General features: G+C 68.4%; 15 protein-coding genes. 6 read left to right on the top strand and 9 right to left on the bottom strand.

Going from position 1 to position 20,047, the window contains the following annotated elements; translation table 11 throughout:
* Nucleotides 1-7: 7 nt before the first annotated feature.
* The 5 genes from G6N68_RS22640 to G6N68_RS22620 are packed head-to-tail and all read right to left on the bottom strand — an operon-like array spanning nucleotide 8 to nucleotide 7,632.
* Complete coding sequence (locus G6N68_RS22640) at nucleotides 8-1,174, bottom strand: acyl-CoA dehydrogenase family protein (protein WP_163717166.1); 1,167 nt, start codon at nucleotides 1,172-1,174, stop codon at nucleotides 8-10.
* Nucleotides 1,174-3,207: an acetyl/propionyl/methylcrotonyl-CoA carboxylase subunit alpha gene (locus G6N68_RS22635; protein WP_163717164.1), complete on the bottom strand. Its 2,034-nt coding sequence runs from the start codon at nucleotides 3,205-3,207 to the stop codon at nucleotides 1,174-1,176. Before G6N68_RS22635 ends, G6N68_RS22640 begins: the two co-directional genes overlap by 1 nt.
* Before the next feature lie 5 nt (nucleotides 3,208-3,212).
* Nucleotides 3,213-4,808: an acyl-CoA carboxylase subunit beta gene (locus G6N68_RS22630; protein WP_163717161.1), complete on the bottom strand. Its 1,596-nt coding sequence runs from the start codon at nucleotides 4,806-4,808 to the stop codon at nucleotides 3,213-3,215.
* Nucleotides 4,805-5,953: an acyl-CoA dehydrogenase family protein gene (locus G6N68_RS22625; RefSeq protein WP_163717159.1), complete on the bottom strand. Its 1,149-nt coding sequence runs from the start codon at nucleotides 5,951-5,953 to the stop codon at nucleotides 4,805-4,807. The genes G6N68_RS22630 and G6N68_RS22625 overlap by 4 nt, the downstream gene beginning before the upstream one ends.
* Nucleotides 5,950-7,632: an acyclic terpene utilization AtuA family protein gene (locus G6N68_RS22620; protein ID WP_163718880.1), complete on the bottom strand. Its 1,683-nt coding sequence runs from the start codon at nucleotides 7,630-7,632 to the stop codon at nucleotides 5,950-5,952. Before G6N68_RS22620 ends, G6N68_RS22625 begins: the two co-directional genes overlap by 4 nt.
* 294 nt (nucleotides 7,633-7,926) lie before the next feature.
* On the opposite strand from G6N68_RS22620, the gene G6N68_RS22615 reads away from it, so the two are divergent.
* The 6 genes from G6N68_RS22615 to G6N68_RS22590 all read left to right on the top strand — a co-directional run bounded on the left by G6N68_RS22615 (nucleotide 7,927) and on the right by G6N68_RS22590 (nucleotide 17,711).
* Nucleotides 7,927-12,714, top strand: coding sequence for a PecA family PE domain-processing aspartic protease (locus G6N68_RS22615; protein WP_163718879.1), 4,788 nt, complete (start codon nucleotides 7,927-7,929; stop codon nucleotides 12,712-12,714).
* 123 nt (nucleotides 12,715-12,837) lie between these two features.
* Entirely contained in the window at nucleotides 12,838-13,011 is a 174-nt protein-coding gene (gene rpmF / locus G6N68_RS22610) for a 50S ribosomal protein L32 (RefSeq protein ID WP_163717156.1), read from the top strand.
* Nucleotides 13,012-13,327: 316 nt separating this feature from the next.
* Complete coding sequence (mprA, locus tag G6N68_RS22605; RefSeq protein ID WP_069418677.1) at nucleotides 13,328-14,014, top strand: two-component system response regulator MprA; 687 nt, start codon at nucleotides 13,328-13,330, stop codon at nucleotides 14,012-14,014.
* On the top strand, nucleotides 14,014-15,558 hold the full coding sequence (locus tag G6N68_RS22600) for a sensor histidine kinase (protein WP_163717154.1): 1,545 nt from the start codon (nucleotides 14,014-14,016) through the stop codon (nucleotides 15,556-15,558). Before mprA ends, G6N68_RS22600 begins: the two co-directional genes overlap by 1 nt.
* Nucleotides 15,559-15,636: 78 nt before the next feature.
* The gene (locus G6N68_RS22595) at nucleotides 15,637-17,166 is read left to right on the top strand and encodes a S1C family serine protease (protein ID WP_163717152.1); all 1,530 of its coding nucleotides are present in this window, start codon (nucleotides 15,637-15,639) and stop codon (nucleotides 17,164-17,166) included.
* Entirely contained in the window at nucleotides 17,166-17,711 is a 546-nt protein-coding gene (locus tag G6N68_RS22590) for a MogA/MoaB family molybdenum cofactor biosynthesis protein (protein ID WP_163717150.1), read from the top strand. Before G6N68_RS22595 ends, G6N68_RS22590 begins: the two co-directional genes overlap by 1 nt.
* A gap of 19 nt (nucleotides 17,712-17,730) precedes the next feature.
* On the opposite strand, the gene mscL is transcribed toward G6N68_RS22590, so the two are convergent.
* The 4 genes from mscL to G6N68_RS22570 form a co-directional block, all read right to left on the bottom strand.
* Nucleotides 17,731-18,201: a large-conductance mechanosensitive channel protein MscL gene (gene mscL / locus G6N68_RS22585; RefSeq protein ID WP_163717147.1), complete on the bottom strand. Its 471-nt coding sequence runs from the start codon at nucleotides 18,199-18,201 to the stop codon at nucleotides 17,731-17,733.
* Nucleotides 18,202-18,232: 31 nt separating this feature from the next.
* The gene (locus G6N68_RS22580; protein WP_163718878.1) at nucleotides 18,233-18,856 is read right to left on the bottom strand and encodes an SAF domain-containing protein; all 624 of its coding nucleotides are present in this window, start codon (nucleotides 18,854-18,856) and stop codon (nucleotides 18,233-18,235) included.
* Nucleotides 18,857-18,972: 116 nt separating this feature from the next.
* Entirely contained in the window at nucleotides 18,973-19,305 is a 333-nt protein-coding gene (locus tag G6N68_RS22575) for an FmdB family zinc ribbon protein (RefSeq protein ID WP_163717144.1), read from the bottom strand.
* Nucleotides 19,306-19,382: 77 nt separating this feature from the next.
* Nucleotides 19,383-19,976 carry a 5-formyltetrahydrofolate cyclo-ligase gene (locus tag G6N68_RS22570; protein ID WP_163717140.1) on the bottom strand — a complete coding sequence of 198 codons (594 nt, stop codon included), beginning with the start codon at nucleotides 19,974-19,976 and terminating at the stop codon, nucleotides 19,383-19,385.
* Between the last annotated feature and the right edge of the window lie 71 nt (nucleotides 19,977-20,047).

Below are 20,047 nucleotides of genomic sequence, written 5' to 3'. Positions count from 1 at the left end.
TGTCGGCTCAGTAGCTTCGCGGCAGGCCCAGCGACGTCTGCGCGACGAAGTTGAGAATCATCTCGCGGCTGATCGGGGCGATCCGCGCCAGCCGGGACGACGTCATCATGGCGGCCACGCCGTATTCCTTGCTCAACCCGTTGCCGCCCATGGACTGCACGGCTTGGTCGACGGCGCGTGTAGATGCCTCGGCGGCAGCGTATTTCGCCATGTTGGCGGCCTCGGCCGCACCGAAGTCGTCACCGCTGTCGTAGAGGGTGGCCGCCTTCTGCGTCATCAACTTGGCCAGTTCGATCTCAATGTGGTTCTGCGCCAACGGATGTGAGAGGCCCTGGTGGGCGCCGATCGGAGTGTTCCAGACCTTGCGGGTCTTGACATAGTCGACGGCCTTGTTGAGCGCGAACCGTCCCATGCCCACCGCGCTGGCCGCACCCATGATGCGCTCGGGGTTCAGGCCCGCGAAAAGCTGGGCGATGGCGGCGTCCTCGGCGCCGACCAATGCATCGCTGGGCAACCGGACATCGTCGATGAAGAGCTGGAACTGGCGCTCGGGGCTGATCAGCTCCATGTCGATCGGGGTGTAGTTGAAGCCGGGAGTGTCGGTGGGTACCACGAACAAGGCCGGACGCAGCTTGCCCGTCTTGGCTTCCTCGGTGCGTGCCACCACCAGCACCGCCTGTGCCTGGTCGACGCCGGAGATGAAGACCTTCTGGCCCTTGAGGATCCAGTCACTGCCGTCGCGGCGGGCCGTGGTGGTGATCTTGTGCGAGTTGGACCCGGCGTCGGGTTCGGTGATGGCGAACGCCATGGTCAACGTGCCGTCGGCGATGCCGGGCAGCCAGCGCTTCTTCTGCTCTTCGGTGCCGAACTTGCTGATAATGGTGCCGTTGATGGCGGGGGACACCACCATGAGCAACAAGGCCGACCCGGCGGCCGCCATTTCCTCCATGACCAGTGACAGTTCGTACATGCCCGCGCCCCCGCCGCCGTACTCCTCGGGCAGGTTCACGCCGAGAAAGCCGAGTTTCCCGGCTTCCGCCCACAATTCGTTTGTGTGCTCCTGAGCGCGCGCCTTGCGCAGGTAGTACTCGGCGCCGTAGTTGGACACCCACTCGGAGACCGCCTTGCGCAGCGCCCGGCGGTCCTCGCTCTCAATAAAACTGGTTTCGACCATTACGAATCCCCTTCTGCTTCAGGCGCTTCCACTCGGGCTGGGTCTGCATGGTCGTGACCCGCGGCACCCGGCTCCGCCGCGCTTGCGATCACTCCCAAAACTGCGCCTACTTCGACTTGTTGGCCGGTTTGGACATTGATCTCGGCGAGCACACCGTCATTCGGTGCGCTGATGGTGTGCTCCATCTTCATTGCCTCCAGCCAGATCAGCGGCTGGCCGGCGGTGACGGTGGCGCCGACCTCGGCGCCGATGCGAATGACGCTGCCGGGCATCGGGGCCACCAACGACCCTTGCGCGACGGCCGAACCGGGTTCGGGATAGCGGGGCACCGCCACCAAGTGCACGGGTCCGCGCGGCGAGTCGACGTAAACGTCGTCACCGTAACGTGCGACCGCGTAGGCGGTGGCCACCCCGTCATTGGCGAGCACGACCTCGTCCGGCGACGCCGAGACCAAGTGCACCGTCGGGTCGTTGGGCAACACCAATGAGGTTCGGTTGTAGCGGTATTCGACCTTGTGCTCGGCTTCGGTGTCGTCAAGGTAGGTCTTGACCTGATAGCCCGACGCCAGATTGCGCCACCCACTGGGGATCGTTCCGAGCACCGCGGCGCGGGCGCGGTTGTGGGCGGCATCGGCCAGCGCGGCTGCGATCGCCGACAGCCGGACCGTCGCCTCGTCAGCCAGCGGCGCCGAAAGTTCGTCCAGGTTGTGTGTCTCGAAAAACCCTGTGTCCGTCGCACCGTCGAGGAACGCCGGGTGACGCAGCACGCGCACCAGCAATTCGCGGTTGGTGCGCAGGCCGTGCACCTGCGTGCGGGCCAGCGCATCGGCGAGCACCAGCGCCGATTGCCGACGGGTGGGGGCGTAGGAGATGACCTTGGCCAGCATCGGGTCGTAGTAGATCGACACCACCGAGCCGTCGACGATGCCGGAGTCCAGCCGGATTCCGGTCCGGTGCCCCAGCGAGCTGAATTGGCTGCGCACCGAGGGCACGAGAATCTTGTGCACGGTGCCCGCCTGCGGCTGCCAGCCCTGTGCCGGGTCCTCGGCATAAAGCCGCGCCTCGATCGAATATCCCTGCGCTGCCGGCGGTTCCGCGCCCAGGTGGCCACCGGCAGCAACCTCGATCTGCAGTTCGACCAGGTCCAGTCCGGTGGTCTCCTCGGTGACCGGGTGCTCGACCTGCAGTCGGGTGTTCATCTCGAGGAAGAAGAAGTCGCCGTCGTCGTCAGCGAGGAATTCGACCGTCCCGGCGCCGGCGTAACCGATCGCGGCTGCGGCCAGCCTGGCCGCTTCGAAGAGTTTGTCCCGCATCCCCGGGATCCGTTCGACCAGCGGGGAGGGTGCTTCCTCGATCACCTTCTGGTGGCGGCGCTGGATGGAGCATTCCCGTTCGCCGACGGCCCACACGGTGCCGTGGGTGTCGGCCATGACCTGGACCTCAATGTGGTGTCCGGTCGGCAGGTAGCGTTCGCAGAAGACCGTCGGGTCGCCGAACGCGGACTGCGCTTCGCGCCGCGCCGCCTCGACTTCGCCCGGCAGAGCGGACACTTCGTGCACGACTCGCATGCCCCGGCCGCCGCCACCCGCGGACGCCTTGACCAGTACCGGTAGCTGTTCCTGTGTGACGGTCTCCGGGTCGAGTTCCTCGAGCACCGGCACCCCGGCCGACGCCATCAACTTCTTGGACTCGATCTTGGATCCCATCGCGCGCACCGCGTCCACCGGCGGCCCGATCCACGTCAGACCCGCTGCTTGGACGGCTGCGGCGAATTCGGCGTTCTCCGAGAGGAATCCGTAGCCCGGGTGGATGGCGTCGGCGCCGGCGGCGTGAGCGGCCTCGATGATGGCCTCGGCGTTGAGGTAGTCGTTCGTCTTCGCCAGCCGCACCCGCGCGTCCGCCTCGGCGACGTGCGGGGCGGCCGCGTCGGGGTCGGTGTAGACGGCGACGGTGCCCAGACCCAGCCGCCGGCAGGTGGCGAACACCCGCCGGGCGATCTCGCCGCGGTTGGCGACCAACACTCGAGTAATCATCGCGCTCACATCCGGAAGACGCCGAAGTTCGACGTCCCCTTGATCGGGCCATTGGCGATGGCGGATAGACAGATTCCCAACACGGTTCGGGTGTCGCGCGGGTCGATCACCCCGTCGTCGTAGAGCATGCCGGACAGCACCATGGGCAGCGACTCGGCTTCGATCTGACCCTCGACGGCGGCGCGCAAAGCGGCGTCGGCCGCCTCGTCGACCTGCTGTCCGCGGGCTTCCGCGGCGGCCCGGGACACGATCGACAGCACACCCGCTAGCTGCGCACCGCCCATCACCGCGGATTTTGCGCTGGGCCAGGCGAACAGGAAGCGGGGGTCGTAGGCGCGCCCGCACATGCCGTAGTGGCCGGCTCCATACGATGCGCCGATCAGCAGCGAGATGTGCGGGACGGTCGAGTTGGACACGGCGTTGATCATCATCGAGCCGTGCTTGATCATGCCGCCTTCTTCGTAGTCCTTGCCCACCATGTAGCCGGTGGTGTTGTGCAAGAACAGAAGTGGTGTGTCGTAGCGGTTGGCCAGCTGGATGAACTGAGTGGCCTTCTGGGATTCCTCGCTGAACAGCACGCCGCGGGCATTGGCCAAGATGCCGATCGGGTAGCCGTGCAGCTGAGCCCACCCAGTTACCAGCGATGAACCGTAAAGCGGTTTGAATTCGTCGAATTCGGAGCCGTCGACGATGCGCGCGATCACTTCCCGCGGGTCGAACGGGATGCGCAGGTCTGCGGGCACGATGCCGATGAGCTCCTCGGCGTCGTAGAACGGCTCGGTCACCGGCCTGGGTGTGGGGCCCTGCTTCTTCCAGTTCAGCCGGGCCACGATGCGGCGTCCGATGCGGATCGCATCCAGTTCGTCAATGGCGAAGTAGTCAGCCAAACCGGAGATCCGGGCGTGCATCTCGGCGCCGCCCAGCGATTCGTCGTCGGACTCTTCACCGGTGGCCATCTTCACCAGCGGCGGACCGGCCAAGAACACCTTCGAGCGTTCCTTGATCATCACCACGTGGTCGGACATGCCCGGAACGTAGGCACCGCCCGCTGTCGAGTTACCGAAAACCAGTGCGATGGTGGGGATTCCGGCTGCAGAGAGCTGGGTGAGGTCGCGGAACATCCGCCCGCCCGGGATGAAGATCTCCTTCTGGGTGGGCAGGTCGGCACCGCCGGACTCCACCAGCGAGATCACCGGAAGCCGGTTCTCGAGGGCGATCTGGTTGGCCCGCAGGATCTTCTTCAGGGTCCACGGATTGCTGGTGCCGCCTTTGACGGTGGGGTCGTTGGCGACGATCATGCATTCCACGCCCTCGACCACGCCGATCCCGGTAACGGTGCTGGCACCGACCTTGAACGAGCTGCCCCAGGCCGCAAGCGAACTGAGCTCGAGGAACGGGGAGTCCGCGTCGACGAGCAACTCGATGCGCTCCCGCGCCGTCAGCTTGCCGCGGGCGTGGTGTCGTTCAACGTATTTGGGGCCGCCACCCGCGATGGCCTCGGCGAAGGCGGCCGCGATCTCGTCGAGTTTGGTGGTCGCGGCTGCCGCCGCCTCGGTGAATGCCTCGGAATTGGGATCGAGCGCGGACTTCAGCGCCGTCATGCCTGGTACCCGAGAAGCTTGGCCGCCAAAGCCGTGAGGATCTCAGTGGTTCCGCCGCCGATGCCGATGATCCTCATGTCACGGTATTGGCGTTCGATTTCGCATTCGGCCATGTAACCCATGCCGCCGAAGAGTTGGACCCCCTGGTTGGCCACCCATTCGCCGGCCTCGACCGCGGTGTTCTTGGCGAAGCACACCTCGGCGATCAGGTTGGTCTCCCCGGCCAACTGCCGCTCCACCACGTGGTGCGCGTAGACGCGGGCGACATCGATGCGACGGGCCATCTCGGCCAGCGTGTTCTGCACCGCCTGCCGCGAAATCAGTGGACGGCCGAACGTTTCCCGGTCGCGACACCACTGCACGGTGATGTCCAGGCACCGCTGCGCGCTCGAATATGCCTGTGCGGCAAGGCCGATACGCTCGGAGACGAATGCCTGAGCGATCTGCGCGAAGCCGCTGTTCTCGGGCCCGACGAGGTTGGTCACCGGTACCCGCACGTCGGTGTAGGACAGTTCCGCGGTGTCCGAGGACCGCCAGCCCATCTTGTCCAGCTTGCGGGTCACCTCGAATCCCGGTGTGCCCTTGTCGACCACCAGCAATGAAACCCCCGCCGCACCGGGACCTCCCGTGCGTACCGCAGTCACGACGAAGTCGGCGCGCACACCGGAGGTGATGTAGGTCTTGGCGCCGTTGACGATGTAGTGGTCGCCGTCGCGGACCGCGGTGGTGCGCAGGTGCCCGACGTCGGACCCGCCACCCGGCTCGGTGATGGCCAGCGCGCCGATCTTCTCACCGGCCAGCGTTGGGCGAGCGTAGGTTTCGATCAGTCGTTCATCGCCTGACGCGATGATGTGCGGCACCGCGATGCCGCAGGTGAACAGCGATGCGAATACCCCACCCGGCACACCCGCCTGGTGTATCTCCTCACAGATGATCGCCGCGTCGGCGGCGTCACCGCCACCCCCGCCTACGGACTCGGGGAAGTTGGCACCCAGCAGGCCCGCCTCGCCGGCCTTTCGATGGAGCTCGCGCGGCAATTCACCGTTGCGTTCCCACTCGTCGATGTACGGCAAAATCTCACGTTCGGCGAAGGTGCGCACCGTCTTTCGCAGCTGCTCACGCTCCGGCGTGTTCCACAAACTCATAAAAGCCCTTCCGGAATATCGACATGGCGGCTGCGCAACCATTCGCCCAGCCCCTTGGCTTGCGGGTCGAAGCGCGCCTGATAGGCGACGCCCTGCCCGAGAATTCCCTCGATCACGAAGTTCACCGCCCGCAGACTAGGCAGCACGTGCCGGGTCACCGGCAAGTCCGCGGTTTCCGGCAGCAACTCTTTGAGCAGTTCGACGGTCAAAGTGTTGGCCAGCCAGCGCCACTGGTCGTCGGTGCGCACCCACAACCCGACATTGGCCGACCCGCCCTTGTCACCGCTGCGGGCCCCCGCGATCAGGCCCAACGGGACCCGCCGGGTCGGCCCGGCGGGCAACGGCTCGGGCAGTGCCGGCTCGTCAGCAGGCTCCAGCGGCAAAGTCTCGGTGGCGGGCGGGATTTCGGTGCGCGTGCCATCAGGGTGGACGGCGACATGCTGCACTTCGGCGGCATCGACATAGCCGGGAGTGAAGACGCCGTAGACCTGCCCGTCTCCCGGCGGAGCGGTTGAGGTGAATCCCGGATAGCTGCCGAGTGCCAATTCGACTGCCGCGCCGGAGAATTTGCGCCCCACATTCGCAGGATCGGGGTCGCGGACCACGCAGGTGAGCAAGGCACTGGCGGTTTGTTCGGTGTCGGCATCGGGCCGGTCGGTGCGGGCCAGGTTCCACTCCAACTCGGCAGGCTTGACGGTGAGGCTGGATTCCAGCTGCCGGCGCACCAATTCGGCCTTGGCCTCGATGTCCAAACCGGTCAACACGAACGTCATGGAGTTGCGGAATCCGCCGATGCTGTTCAGCGACACCTTCAGGGTGGGCGGTGGCGGTTCGCCGACGACTCCGCTGATGCGGACTCGGTCCGGTCCGTCGTCCGACAGTTCGATGGAGTCCATCCGGGCCGTGACGTCGGGGTTGGCGTAGCGGGCGCCGGTGATTTCGTACAGCAGTTGGGCGGTGACGGTGTCGACGCTGACCAGACCGCCGGTACCGGGGTGCTTCGTGATGACCGACGAGCCGTCCTCGTTGACCTCGGCCAGGGGAAAGCCCGGATGAAGCAGGTCGGGGATCTCGGTAAAGAAGGAGTAGTTGCCGCCGGTGGCCTGGACGCCGCATTCGATCACGTGCCCGGCAACCACAGCGCCCGCGAGCCGGTTGTAGGCGGTGCGGCCCCAGCCGAAGTGCGCGGCGGCCGACCCGACGATCACCGAGGCGTCCGTGACCCGGCCGGTGACGACGACGTCGGCGCCGGCGTTGAGGCAGTCGACGATGCCCCAGGCACCCAGGTACGCGTTCGCGGTCAGCGGCGAACCAAGACCGAGTTCGGCGGCTCGCGGCTGCAGATCGTCGCCTTCGACGTGCGCGACCCGGGCCGGGATGCCCAGGCGCTCGGCCAGGGCTCGGACCGCATTCGCCAGTCCGGCGGGGTTGAGGCCGCCCGCGTTGGTGACGATGCGGACTCCGCGTTCGTGGGCCAGGCCGAGGCACTCCTCGAGCTGGGTCAGGAAGGTCTTCGCGTAGCCGCGTTCGGGATTCTTCATCCGGTCCCGGCCGAGGATCAGCATGGTCAGTTCGGCGAGGTAGTCACCGGTGACGTAGTCCACTTCGCCACCGGTAAGCATTTCGCGCATAGCCGAGAGCCGGTCGCCGTAGAAACCGGAACAGTTTGCGATACGCACGGCACCGGAATCGGTAGCCACGTGTGCCTCCATCCATTGGTGTATTCGCTCGGAGCGATCGACCAACCAACCGGTAGGTTAGCACCGCCGCGATGCGCGAGAGCGTAGATGCGCTGGCGATCAGCTCCGGCAGGCGGCCGGGGCCGTCTTGAGGCCGACTTAAAGCCGACTTGAGGCCGACTTAAGAAAGTGTCAATTTTCTTGACCGCGACCTAGTAGAGTCCGTCTCGCGACGGCACGCCCGTGGCCGCCGAAAGGTCGGTCAGATTGTCCTTCGTGATTGCAGCACCGCCGATGATGGTGTCGGCGGCATCGGATCTGCACGGCATCGCGTCCATGGTCAGCGCGGCCAATGCGGCCGCGGCCGCTCAGACCACGCTGTTGGTGCCCGCCGCAGGCGATGAAGTATCGGCCGCGATCGCGTCGCTCTTTTCCAGCCAAGCCACCGCATATCAATCGCTCGCCGCCGAAGCGTCGGCGTTTCACCAACAGTTGGTGCAGGCGTTGACCGGCGCCGGGAATTGGTATGCCGCCGCCGAATCCGCCAACGCCAACGTTCTGGGCCTGATCAACGCCCCCACCAACGCGCTGCTGGGTCGCCCGCTGATCGGTGATGGCACCCACGGGGCACCCGGCACCGGGCAAAACGGCGGCGCCGGCGGAATCTTGTGGGGCAACGGTGGCAACGGCGGATCTGGCGGCCCGGGGCAGGCGGGCGGCAGGGGCGGTGATGCCGGACTGTTCGGCAACGGCGGCAACGGCGGTGCCGGTGGGGTCGGGGTTACCGGCGCCGCGGGGACCCCGGGCGGGCCTGGAGCCAACGGCACCAGCGGCGGCAACGGCGGTATCGGCGGCGCTGGCGGCGCCGGCGGTCGCGGTGGGCTCTTCTACGGAAATGGTGGCGCCGGGGGCCAGGGCGGCACTGGCGGCACCGGGGGTGCCGGCGGGATGGGTGGGACCGGTACCGCCGGCCCGGCGGGCAACGCCGCTGGCGGTACCGGCGGCAACGGCGGTTCCGGAGGCATGGGCGGCGTCGGTGGGGCCGGAGGCCAGGGTTCGGCGTTGTTCGGCCAGGTGGGAATCAGCGGCAACGGCGGTATCGGCGGCAACGGCGGCCAAGGCGGGCAAGGCGGCGCCGGCGGAGCCGATGTCGGCTTCGGTGCCGGTACCGGCGGCGCGGGGGGCACCGGCGGGGCCGCCGGGTTTGGCGGCAGCGGTGGCGGCGGTGGCGCCTTCGTGGGCGCGCCGGGAGTCGGCGGGGACGGCGGCGTAGGCGGCACCGGCGGCCAAGGCGCCCAAGGCGTTCTCGGCGTCAGCGGTCTCAACGGCGGCCAGGGCGGTCTAGGCACCCAGGGCGGCGGCGGTGGTCAGGGCGGACAGGGCGGGTCCGGCAATGGCGGCATCAATGGCAACGGCGGTGCCGGTGGCATGGGCGGCCAAGGCGGGCAAGGCGGTACGGGTGCCGCCGACTCGGGCAGCGGAGCCGGCAAGGGCGGCACCGGCGGTATGGGCGGTGCCGGAGGTGCGGGCGGGCTAGCCGGTACCGGCGGCAGCGGTGGGGTTGACGGAGTCACCGGTATGGGTGGGACCGGCGGTTTTGGTGGCACCGGCGGCCAGGGCGCGACAGGCATTTCGGGTGTGGGCGATGGCGGTGCCGGTGGCCAAGGTGGCGAGGGCGGCGCAGGCGGGACGGGCGGCACCGGCGGCCCAGGTCTGGTCCAGGGTGTGGGCGGTCGCGGCGGCACGGGCGGCACCGGCGGCCAAGGCGGCCAAGGCGCCGCGGGCACCGACAACAGCGGCACCGTCGGGGTGGCGGGCGGTACGGGTGGCGCTGGCGGGGTCGGGGGCACCGGTGGCGCCGCCGGCGAAGGGGGAGCGGGCTCCGTCAAAGGGGCGAGCGGTATCGCCGGATCTGGCGGTGCTGGGGGCAACGGAGGAAACGGCGGGGCCGGCGGTCTGGGTGAGGCGGGTGCGCCCGGCGGCGGTAACGGCGGGGCGGGCGCGGCCGGTGGCGACGGGGGTACCGGCGGCGCCGGCGGAGCGGCCGGTCTCGGCGACGGGGGAAGCCAGGGAGCGGGTGGACAGGGCGGCAACGGAGGGGTCGGCGGTAAGGGCGGCAAGGGCGCCGACGGCACGGACAACAGCGCCATCGTCGGGTTGGCGGGCGGGGACGGCGGAGCCGGCGGTATGGGCGGCACTGGCGGGGCCGCCGGGGCCGGCGGTGCGGGATCTACCACCGGAAAGGACGGCATTGCCGGGTCCGGAGGTGCCGGCGGCGCGGGTGGCAACGGTGGGGCCGGCGGTGCGGGCGTCGCGGGGACGCCGGGTGGCGGCGACGGTCAGCAGGGCGCGGGCGGCGGCAAAGGCGGCGACGGTGGGGCCGGCGGCGCGGCCGGTGGGCCCGGCGGCAGCGAAGGCGCCGGCGGGCAGGGCGGCAACGGTGGGGCCGGCGGCCAGGGCGGCGAAGGCGGTGTCGGCGTCGACAACAGTGCGAACGCCGGATTGTCAGGCGGTGGAGGCGGCGAAGGCGGGCCCGGGGGCTCCGGCGGCGACGCTGGCACCGGTGGCCCGGGCTCGCTCAATGGGGCGGCAGGCACCGGCGGTAGGGGCGGGCAAGGCGGTACGGGCGGTGCCGGCGGCAACGGCGGTGGGGGAAACACTGCCGGTAGCGGTGGTAGCGGCGGTAGCGGGGGAATCGGCGGCGTAGGTGGCGCGGCGGCAGCCGGCGGCACCAACGGCGATGGCGGGGATGGCGGTGCCGGCGGCGCCGGCGGTGCCGGCGGTAACGGAGCCGATGCCAAGGGCAACACCCCGGGCCACGTCGGCGGCACCGGGGGTCACGGCGGCGATGGCGGCACCGGTGGGCAGGCCGGCAGCGGCGTGGGCATCGCGGGCAGTGCGGGCTCGGGCGGCGACGGAGGCGCGGGCGGCGTCGGCGGCAATGGCGGTAACGGGAAGGTCGGCGGCGCCGCCGGCCATGGCGGCAATGGTGGCAACGGCGGCAATGGCGGCGTCGCCACCGTCGGCGGTAACGGGGGTGATGGCGGTAACGGCGGCAACGCGGGTGCCGGCGGCACGGGCGGCACCGGTGGCGACGGCGGCGAAAACACGGTCAGCGGCAGCGGCGGCAACGGCGGTAAGGGTGGCGCCGGTGGCCAGGGCACGGACGGTGGTGCAGGTGTTGGCAGCGCCGGCGGCCACGGTGGTAGCGGCGGCAACGGCGGCAGCGGCGGCGCCGGGGGCAACCCGGGCCCAGGCTCCAGCCGAGATGTCGCGGCCGCCAACTTCGTGTACTTCGGCAGTGGCGGCAGTGGGGGTGCCGGCGGGCACGGCGGAAACGGTGGTGCCGGCGACACGGGCGCGGCGGGCGGCAACGTCGGTTTCGTCGGCGGTAACGGCGGCTCCGGCGGCCAAGGTGGTCAGGGCGGAGTCGCCAACCAGCCCGACGGAATCAGCAAGGGCTTATTCGGGTCCAACGGCGATGGCGGCGCGGGTGGCAATGGCGGTGCCGGAGGCGGCGGCGGTGACGGCGGCGTTGGTATCAACAGCGCGGGCGGAACCGGTGGCGCCGGGGGCGACGGCGGGGCTGCGGGGGCAGGTGGCGCGCCTGGCGCTGGCTTCAACCAGCAACCTGCGCCCCAAAAGCTACCTATCGGCACCGGCGGGACCGGCGGTAAAGGCGGCGCGGCCGGTGCCGGTGGCGACGGCGGCATGGGCGATATCGGATTCGACGGTGGCGCGGGTGGCGCGGGTGGCGTAGGCGGCCACGGTGGGGCCGGCGGCGACGCCAGCGGCGAGTTCAACGCCCAAGCCAACAACGGTGGCGACGGCGGCGATGGTGGTGCGGGCGGCGCCGGCGGTATCGGTGGCGCCGGTGGAATCGGTGCTAACGGCGGTCGCGGGGGCGACGCGGGCCAGGGCGGCGACGGCGGAAACGCCGGACACGGCGGCACCAGCACCTTCGGGGATCTGCAGGGCGGTCGCGGCTCCTATGGCGGTCAGGGCGGCACCGCCGGTGACGGTGGCGATGCCGGTGCCGGTGGCGCCGGCGGCGCGGCCGGCCCGGGCGGCATCGCGGGTGGTGCCGGCAGCGGCGCCAACGGTGGCGACGGCGGCAACGGTGGCAATGGCGGCAGCGGAGGCCTTAACGGCACGTACGGCACCAATGGCGCCGGCGGCACCGGTGGGTTTGGCTCGCTGCTTGGCGGGCACAACGGCAACAACGGTCTGCACGGCGCCACGGGCGGCCTCCTGGCGGGCAGCTCGAGCCTGACCAACGCCAGCATCCCGGTGTACATCATCAACGGCACTGAGCCGGTGGTCTACATCTCCATCAACGGCGGACCCATGGTGCCGGTGCTGCTCGACACCGGTTCCACCGGCCTCGTCTTGTCCCAGACATTCCTGTCGCAGAACCTCGGCGACGTCATCGGGACGGGTAGTGCCGGCTACGCCGGCGGCCTGAACTACAACTACAACACGTATTCAACGACGGTGAGCTTCGGCGAGGGCCTCACGACGGTGCCGACCGGCGTCAACGTCATCACCTCGTCGTCGCCGGGATCACTGGACAGCTTCTTGTCCAGATCCGGTGCCGTCGGCGTGTTGGGTATCGGACCCAACAACGGTTTCCCCGGCACCAGCACGATCCTCACCGCATTGCCGGGCGTGCTCAACAACGGCGTGCTGATCAACGAGCCCGCGGGCCAGGTGGTGTTCGGTCCCAACACGACGGGCGGCGCCGTTACGGTGGCCGGATCCCCGATCTCGAACGTCGTTGTCCAGATCAACAACGGCCCGCTGCAAACCGCGCCGGTGATGTTCGACTCGGGTGGCATCTTCGGGACCATCCCGTCGTCCCTAGCTGGCGTGCCTGCCGGGCAATACTTGCCGACGGGAACCACCGTTTCCGTCTACACCGAAGACGGCGCAACGCTGCTGTACACGTACACGATGAACGGGTCGAACAACCTTTGGGTCACCTCTGGCGGAAATATGAACACCGGCTACTTCCCCTTCTCCCAGCAACCGATCTACGTCTCGTACAACCCCACCGCGCTCGGGACGACAACTTTCGGTTGACGGTTACCGCGGCCGAAATTGGGTTAGCTGGTAGTCACCGGTTATCCTGAACGCAATCGTCACCGAAATGTCGCGGCGCCTCCGCGCGCGCGGAAGCTCTCACCAAAAGAGGAAGACTCGATCATGGCTGTTCCCAAACGCAGGATGTCGCGCGCGAACACCCGAAGCCGGCGCTCGCAGTGGAAGGCCGAGACGACCGAACTCGTCGGCGTGACCGTCGCCGGCCGGAAGCACAAGGTGCCCCGTCGCCTGCTCAAGGCGGCCCGCCTCGGTCTGATCGACCTGGACAAGCGCTAGTCGGGTTCGCCTGGCGGCCCTGGCGGCCTTAGCGGCCGCTGGGGTAACAAGGGTCACATAAGCCTCATCAGTCTCCGTTCCGGCGGGCACACTTGCTGCCCGGCTTGCAGCGACAGGTTCGCCAGCAAGACCGGGTGGCTTTGTTGTCGCTGGTAGTTGGGCAAAAGTCCTGGTGGTCCGGAGCGGATGCCAATGGGGCGGATGTGACTCGGCCGGGCCAGCTGGCGGCCGACTGCCGAGCCGCTACCGTGCTGCGCACCCCCTTCCCGGCGTGCCTCTCAGCCCCGTCTCAGGCGTTCGTACGAAACTAGTCTGCGTGCGAATACTCGTCGTGGACGATGACCGGGCAGTGCGTGAGTCGCTGCGCAGGTCGCTTTCCTTCAATGGCTACGCCGTCGATCTTGCTCACGACGGGGTCGAGGCCCTCGAAATGATCGCCAGCGATCGACCCGACGCGCTCGTCCTGGATGTCATGATGCCGCGACTGGACGGCTTGGAGGTGTGCCGTCAGCTCCGCAGTACCGGTGACGACCTGCCCATCTTGGTCCTGACCGCGCGTGACTCGGTGTCCGAGCGGGTCGCCGGCCTGGACGCGGGTGCCGACGACTACCTGCCCAAGCCGTTCGCCCTGGAGGAACTCCTGGCACGGATGCGCGCGCTGCTGCGGCGTACCAAGCCAGAGGACGCCGCCGAGTCGGTGGCGATGACGTTCTCCGACCTCAGCCTCGATCCCGTGACGCGGGAAGTCACCCGGGGGCAACGTCGTATCAGCCTGACCCGCACCGAGTTCGCGCTGCTGGAGATGCTGATCGCCAACCCGCGGCGAGTGCTCACCCGTAGCCGCATCCTCGAGGAAGTGTGGGGATTCGACTTTCCTACCTCCGGTAACGCGTTGGAGGTCTACGTCGGGTATCTGCGCCGCAAGACCGAGGCCGAAGGCGAGCCGCGGCTGATCCACACCGTTCGCGGGGTGGGTTACGTGCTACGCGAAACCCCGCCCTGATGGTTGGGTTCCGCCGCAAACGAGCTCCGACGCGAACCCCGTTGCGGGCCACCAGCTCGTTGTCCCTGCGGTGGCGCGTGATGCTGCTGGCGATGTCCATGGTGGCGATGGTCGTCGTCCTGATGTCTTTCGCCGTCTACGCGGTGATCTCGGCCGCCCTGTACAGCGACCTGGACAACCAGCTGCAGAGCCGGGCGCAATTGCTTATCGCCAGCGGTTCTCTGGCGGCCGACCCCGGCAAGGCGATCGAAGGCACCGCGTACTCAGACGTCAACGCGATGCTGGTCAACCCCGGTCACTCGATCTACACCGCTCAGCAGCCGGGCCAAACCCTGCCGGTCGGGTCACCGGAGAAAGCCGTCATCCGCGGCGAACTCTTCATGTCGCGGCGTACCGCGGGCGATCAACGAGTCCTTGCCATCCACCTGCCCAACGGCAGCTCGCTGATCATCTCCAAGAGTTTGCGGCCCACCGAAGCGGTGATGAGCAAACTGCGCTTCGTGCTGCTGATGGTGGGTGGAGTCGGCGTCCTGGTTGCCGCGGTGGCCGGCGGGATGGTGACCCGGGCCGGCCTACGTCCGGTAGCGCGCCTCACCGAAGCGGCCGAACGGGTGGCCCGCACCGACGATCTGCGGCCCATTCCCGTTTTCGGAAGTGACGAATTGGCAAGGCTCACCGAGGCTTTCAACCTCATGCTGCGGGCCCTGGCCGAATCTCGGGAGCGGCAGGCGCGGCTGGTCACCGACGCCGGCCACGAACTGCGCACCCCGCTGACCTCGCTGCGCACCAACGTCGAGCTGCTGATCGCCTCGATGCAACCCGGGGCGCCGCGGCTTCCCGAACAGGAGATGGACGGCCTGCGCAGTGATGTGCTGGGCCAGATCGAGGAATTGTCCACGCTCGTCGGCGACTTGGTCGATCTCACCCGCGGCGACGCCGGTGAGACCGTGCACGAGCCGGTGGATATGGCAGACGTCATCGACCGCAGTCTGGAACGAGTCAGGCGGCGCCGCAGTGACATTCATTTCGACGTCGAGGCGATGCCATGGCAGGTCTACGGAGACGCGGCCATGCTGTCGCGGGCCGTATTGAACCTGATGGACAACGCGGCCAAGTGGAGCCCGCCGGGCGGGCGGGTCGGCGTCACGCTGACCCAGCTCGATCCGTCCCACGCCGAGCTGGTCGTGTCGGACCACGGCCCCGGCATCGCGCCTCAGGAACGGCGTCTGGTGTTCGAGAGGTTCTACCGGTCGACGTCCGCTCGGGCGATGCCGGGCTCAGGCTTGGGGCTGGCCATCGTCAAGCAGGTAGTGCTCAACCACGGTGGATCACTGCGGGTCGAGGACACCGTTCCGGGTGGGGACCCCCCGGGTACGTCGATCCGCGTGTTACTGCCCGGTCGCCCGATGCCGACGCCGGTTTATCCGACCGAGGCGGGGGATATGTCAGACAGCGCGCGTCAAGGTGACACCGGCGACGACGGGAACTCACGGAATTCGGCGAATGTTATCTCAGTGGATTCTCAGTCCGCGCGCGCAACGTAGTTGTGCAGCTACTGTTAACCGTTAAGCCTCACGGCAGTACCCGAAGGCCCAAATCAGGAGAAGAGCCACATTAGCGACATGACGAATCACCCGAGGTATTCGCCACCGCCGCAGCAGCCGGGATATCGCGCATCGGAGCAACCGGTGCCGCCTGCGTATGCCCAGACGCAGCAAGCGTATAACCAGCAGTTCGACTGGCGCTATCAGCAGCCGACGACGGAGCACCGCCAGTCGTTCGAGGGGGCACCCACGCAAAGCGGCACGGGTTCTCACCCGATACCGAGCGGTACCGGAGCATATCCGGTCCCCGGCGGCACCGGCTCCTTCCCGTTGCCTGGGGCTACCGGGCCGGGCCCGATACCGCGGGGCACGGGGCCGGGTCCGATACCCGGGCCAACCATGCAAGGTCCGATGCCGGGCAACACCGGACAGCGGCCGATACCGGGGATGTACCCGCCGATGGGCCCGCCTCCGCAGATGCCGCGCCAACCCCAAAAGCGTTCCCGCGCGGGCCTGTTGACCGTTGGTGCGGTGGCTATCGCCGTGGTGTCCGCGGGTATCGGCGGCGCGGCGGCGACGGTCGTGGAGCTGGGTAACAAGCCCGCGAGCAGCACCGCCGCGACGGCGTCATCGGGCGGCGCGCCCAGCGTGCCCGCGGCGAACATGCCGCCGGGTTCGGTCGAGCAGGTTGCGGCCAAGGTGGTGCCGAGCGTCGTCATGCTCGAGACCAATTTGGGCCGCCAGTCCGAGGAAGGCTCCGGCATCATCCTGTCGGCCGATGGGCTGATCCTGACCAACAACCACGTGGTCTCGGCCGCGGCCAAGCCGCCGGCCGGAGCGCCGCAGCCGAAGACGACGGTCACGTTCCACGACGGCCGGACCGCCCCGTTCACCGTGGTCGGGACTGACCCCACCAGCGACATCGCCGTGATCCGCGTGCAGGGTGTCTCCGGGCTCACCCCGATCGCCATCGGGTCCTCGCACGACCTGCGCGTCGGCCAACCGGTGCTGGCCATCGGGTCACCGCTGGGGCTGGCGGGCACGGTGACGACGGGCATCGTCAGTGCCCTCAACCGGCCGGTGTCGACGACCGGGGAATCCAGTAACCAGAACACCGTCCTGGATGCGATTCAGACCGATGCCGCGATCAACCCGGGTAACTCCGGTGGCGCGCTGGTCAACATGAACGGGCAACTCGTGGGCGTCAACTCGGCGATCGCGACCATGGGCGCGGATTCCGGCGACTCGCAAAGCGGCTCGATCGGCCTCGGCTTCGCAATTCCGGTTGACCAGGCCAAGCGCATCGCCGACGAGTTGATCGCCACCGGCAAGGCATCGCACGCCTCGTTGGGGGTCCAGGTGACCACCGACAAGGATGTGCCGGGCGCCAAGGTCGTCGAGGTGGTGCCCAACGGTGCCGCCGCGGCCGCCGGAGTGCCCAAGGACGTCGTCGTCACCAAGGTCGACGACCGCGTTATCAACAGCGCCGACGGGTTGGTCGCGGCGGTGCGGTCCAAGGCCCCAGGTGAAAAGGTTTCGATCACGTTCCAGGAGCCGGGTGGCGGCAGTCGGTCGGTGCAGGTGACGCTGGGTAAGGCGGAGCAGTGATGAAGGTCGATGCGCAATTGTCCGACCTCGGATATACGGTTGCACCCATGGAACAGGGCGCGGAATTGGTAGTCGGCCGGGCACTCGTCGTCGTTGTCGACGACCGCACCGCGCACGGGGACGAGGACCACAGCGGTCCACTCGTCACTGAGCTGCTCACCGAGGCGGGGTTTGTCGTCGATGGCGTCGTCGCGGTCGAGGCCGACGAGGTGGAGATTCGAAACGCGTTGAACACCGCGGTGATTGGCGGCGTCGACCTGGTGGTTTCGGTCGGCGGAACGGGCGTGACGCCGCGTGACGTCACCCCGGAAGCCACGCGCGACATCCTGGATCGGGAAATCCTGGGTATCGCCGAGGCACTCCGTGCTTCGGGACAGGCGGCAGGAATCACTGATGCCGGGCTCTCGCGTGGTCTGGCGGGCGTGTCCGGAAGCACGCTGGTGGTCAACCTCGCCGGTTCTCGTCCCGCCGTGCGGGACGGCATGGCTACGCTCAACCCGCTGGCCGCGCACATCATTGGCCAGCTGTCGAGCTTGGAGATCTGAGGCTTTTAGCCTCGGGCGACTAGCCCCGGCCCAGTTGCTCCTCGGCCTCCGCGCGCGGGCCGTGGCTGGGGGTGGGAGCCCCACCGCCGTGCCTCCCCGACGAGCCGTTCCCGTTGGTCTCGGCAAGCAGGTCGCGGATCTCGGTGAGCAGCACAACCTGCGCGTCGTCGGCCTGCTCGACCTCGCCCTTCTTGCGCAGGCTGTTGTAGGGCAGCACGACGAAGAAGTAAACGACCGCTGCGATCAGAATGAAGTTGATGAAGGCCGAGAGCAGGATGTTGAGGTTGATTTCCTGGCCGCTGTTCCAGAGGGGCATCTTCAGCAGGCTGACATCGGTCTGCTGATTCGCGCCGATTGAACTGGTCAACGGCGTGATAACGCTTTCGGTGAACTTGGTGACCAAGCCCGTGAATGCAGTACCGATCACGACCGCAACGGCCAGATCGACGATGTTGCCCCGCGAGAGAAACTCTTTGAACCCTTTGAACATGAGCCGTTCCTTTCTGGACCCCTCAGCCAGCTCAGTGCAGGGTCAGGGTGACTTTCTGGCCCAGCGCCGAACCTGCCACCGCGTTTGCCACGCGGGCTGGCAGCGCAATTAACACTACGCGGTCAGCCTCCGTGGATTGAGTCTTGTTTTTGGCCGAGACCAGCACTACGACGGCATCGGTGGCTAACACTCGGGGGACGGGCTGCGGCGTCAGCTGCCCTTCGGAGGCCGGGGCCGCCAGCACGTCGACGACATCGCCGACCCGGACCAGGTCGATCAGCGCGTTGTCGGCCAGATGTAACGGCACGATCCGGGCACCCGCCCCGACCGTCGCCTCGGCCAGTCGGTGACCCAGCAACCGCACGTCGGTGAGCACCTCGCCCCGCCGCGTCGGGCTGGCCAGCGTGGCGCCCACCACCGCCCCCAGGTCGGTCTGCGAGCCGTCGGGAAGCGTTGTCGCCGAACGGGTTTCCAGGCGGACGTCGTCTCCGGTCAACGCGGCGCCGGGGCTCAGATCGCGCACCGCCACCACCACGTCGGCGCGGTCGTCGGCGGGATCGGGTCGTAACGCCGCGACGCCGGCCAGCACCACCAGCCCGCCCGCCGCAATCCGCCGGGCCCGCACCGTCCGCGTCCAGTCAGGACGCAGCGCCATCGCCAGGCGGCTCAGCAACGTCGGGTTCAGCGACTGCCCCACGACGCAACCGTAGGCGCAGCTCCCTGCCGGCAAACGCCGGTCAGGGCGCGCCTGTGGATAACGCCGTCAGATCGCTAGGTCGACGCGCCCGCGGCTGCCGGGGTGGAGCTGCTGGCCTTCTCGGTCGAGCTCGACGACTTGCTGTCACCAGAGCTGGAGCTGGAGCCGGATCCTGAGTCACTGTTCGAGGACGAGGACCCGTTGCTCGACCCGCTCGAATTCTTGCCCGCCTCGCGGCTGTCGGTGCGGTAAAACCCGCTGCCCTTGAACACGATGCCGACGGAGTTGAACAACTTACGAAGTCGGCCGGAGCACTTCTCGCAGGTAGTGAGCGCGTCGTCGGTGAAGGCCTGCACGATGTCGAAGCGGTCGGCGCACTGAGTACACGCGTAGCTGTAGGTCGGCACAGAAAACCTCCGGATGATGTTAAGCGCTGGGTTAGCACTCTACCGTCTCAAGTGCTAGAACCGCCACGTGACTTCGATCATTCCCGGCTGACCAGTGGGATAAACCCGCGCTCGGGCGTGAGTGCGTGCGTCATCGGAACGTCGTGAGGTTCGGACGGCAGTTCGTCGACCAATTCCTCGTCCCGCACCACCGCGACCAACTGGGCTTTTGGATTCCGCGTCGCCAGCGAGCGGTCGTAAAAGCCCTGGCCACGGCCCAGTCGCACGCCCCGGCGGTCGACGGCCAGGGCTGGCAGCAGCACCAGACTCGCCTCGGCCAGCGCCGAAGCGGGCAGCCACGGTTCCGGCGGTTCGAGCAGTCCCCAACGCGCCGTCGTCAACTCACCCGGCCGGTATTCGCCCCACTGCAGCGGCAGCGGCGCGTTGTCGGCGTCGCTGCGCGCCACCGGCAACAGCACCCGACCCGCTCGCTGCAGCAACTCATCCAACATCTCGATCGATCCCGGCTCCGAGCCCACCGGCACGTACGCACACACCGTGCATGCGCCGCTCACCAGCGCCGTCACGTGCTTGGCGAGCTTGCGCGCCTCGTCGGCCCTGGCCTCGTCGGCAACGCGACGCCGGGCGGCCAACAGCCGGTCGCGCAACGCGGACTTGCTCGCGGTCGCCATGCCTTTCACGATGACAGCCGCACTGTTCAGGTCGGCACACCGGCCCCAAGCTGTTGAAGGGAGTTATGGTG

Source organism: Mycobacterium bourgelatii (genome assembly GCF_010723575.1).
In the GTDB taxonomy this organism is placed as follows: Bacteria; Actinomycetota; Actinomycetes; order Mycobacteriales; family Mycobacteriaceae; genus Mycobacterium; species Mycobacterium bourgelatii.
The sequence above is the reverse complement of the archived record's forward strand: the minus strand, read 5'-3'. Positions and strand labels throughout refer to the sequence as shown.

Bases quoted from the DNA above. Each gene is read 5' to 3' on its own strand.
- G6N68_RS22640 (WP_163717166.1), bottom strand. From the start codon at position 1,174: ATGGTCGAAACCAGTTTTATTGAGAGCGAGGACCGCCGGGCGCTGCGC.
- G6N68_RS22635 (WP_163717164.1), bottom strand. From the start codon at position 3,207: ATGATTACTCGAGTGTTGGTCGCCAACCGCGGCGAGATCGCCCGGCGG.
- G6N68_RS22630 (WP_163717161.1), bottom strand. From the start codon at position 4,808: ATGACGGCGCTGAAGTCCGCGCTCGATCCCAATTCCGAGGCATTCACC.
- G6N68_RS22625 (WP_163717159.1), bottom strand. From the start codon at position 5,953: ATGAGTTTGTGGAACACGCCGGAGCGTGAGCAGCTGCGAAAGACGGTG.
- G6N68_RS22615 (WP_163718879.1), top strand. From the start codon at position 7,927: ATGATGGTGTCGGCGGCATCGGATCTGCACGGCATCGCGTCCATGGTC.
- rpmF (WP_163717156.1), top strand. From the start codon at position 12,838: ATGGCTGTTCCCAAACGCAGGATGTCGCGCGCGAACACCCGAAGCCGG.
- G6N68_RS22600 (WP_163717154.1), top strand. From the start codon at position 14,014: ATGGTTGGGTTCCGCCGCAAACGAGCTCCGACGCGAACCCCGTTGCGG.
- G6N68_RS22595 (WP_163717152.1), top strand. From the start codon at position 15,637: ATGACGAATCACCCGAGGTATTCGCCACCGCCGCAGCAGCCGGGATAT.
- G6N68_RS22590 (WP_163717150.1), top strand. From the start codon at position 17,166: ATGAAGGTCGATGCGCAATTGTCCGACCTCGGATATACGGTTGCACCC.
- mscL (WP_163717147.1), bottom strand. From the start codon at position 18,201: ATGTTCAAAGGGTTCAAAGAGTTTCTCTCGCGGGGCAACATCGTCGAT.
- G6N68_RS22580 (WP_163718878.1), bottom strand. From the start codon at position 18,856: ATGGCGCTGCGTCCTGACTGGACGCGGACGGTGCGGGCCCGGCGGATT.
- G6N68_RS22570 (WP_163717140.1), bottom strand. From the start codon at position 19,976: ATGGCGACCGCGAGCAAGTCCGCGTTGCGCGACCGGCTGTTGGCCGCC.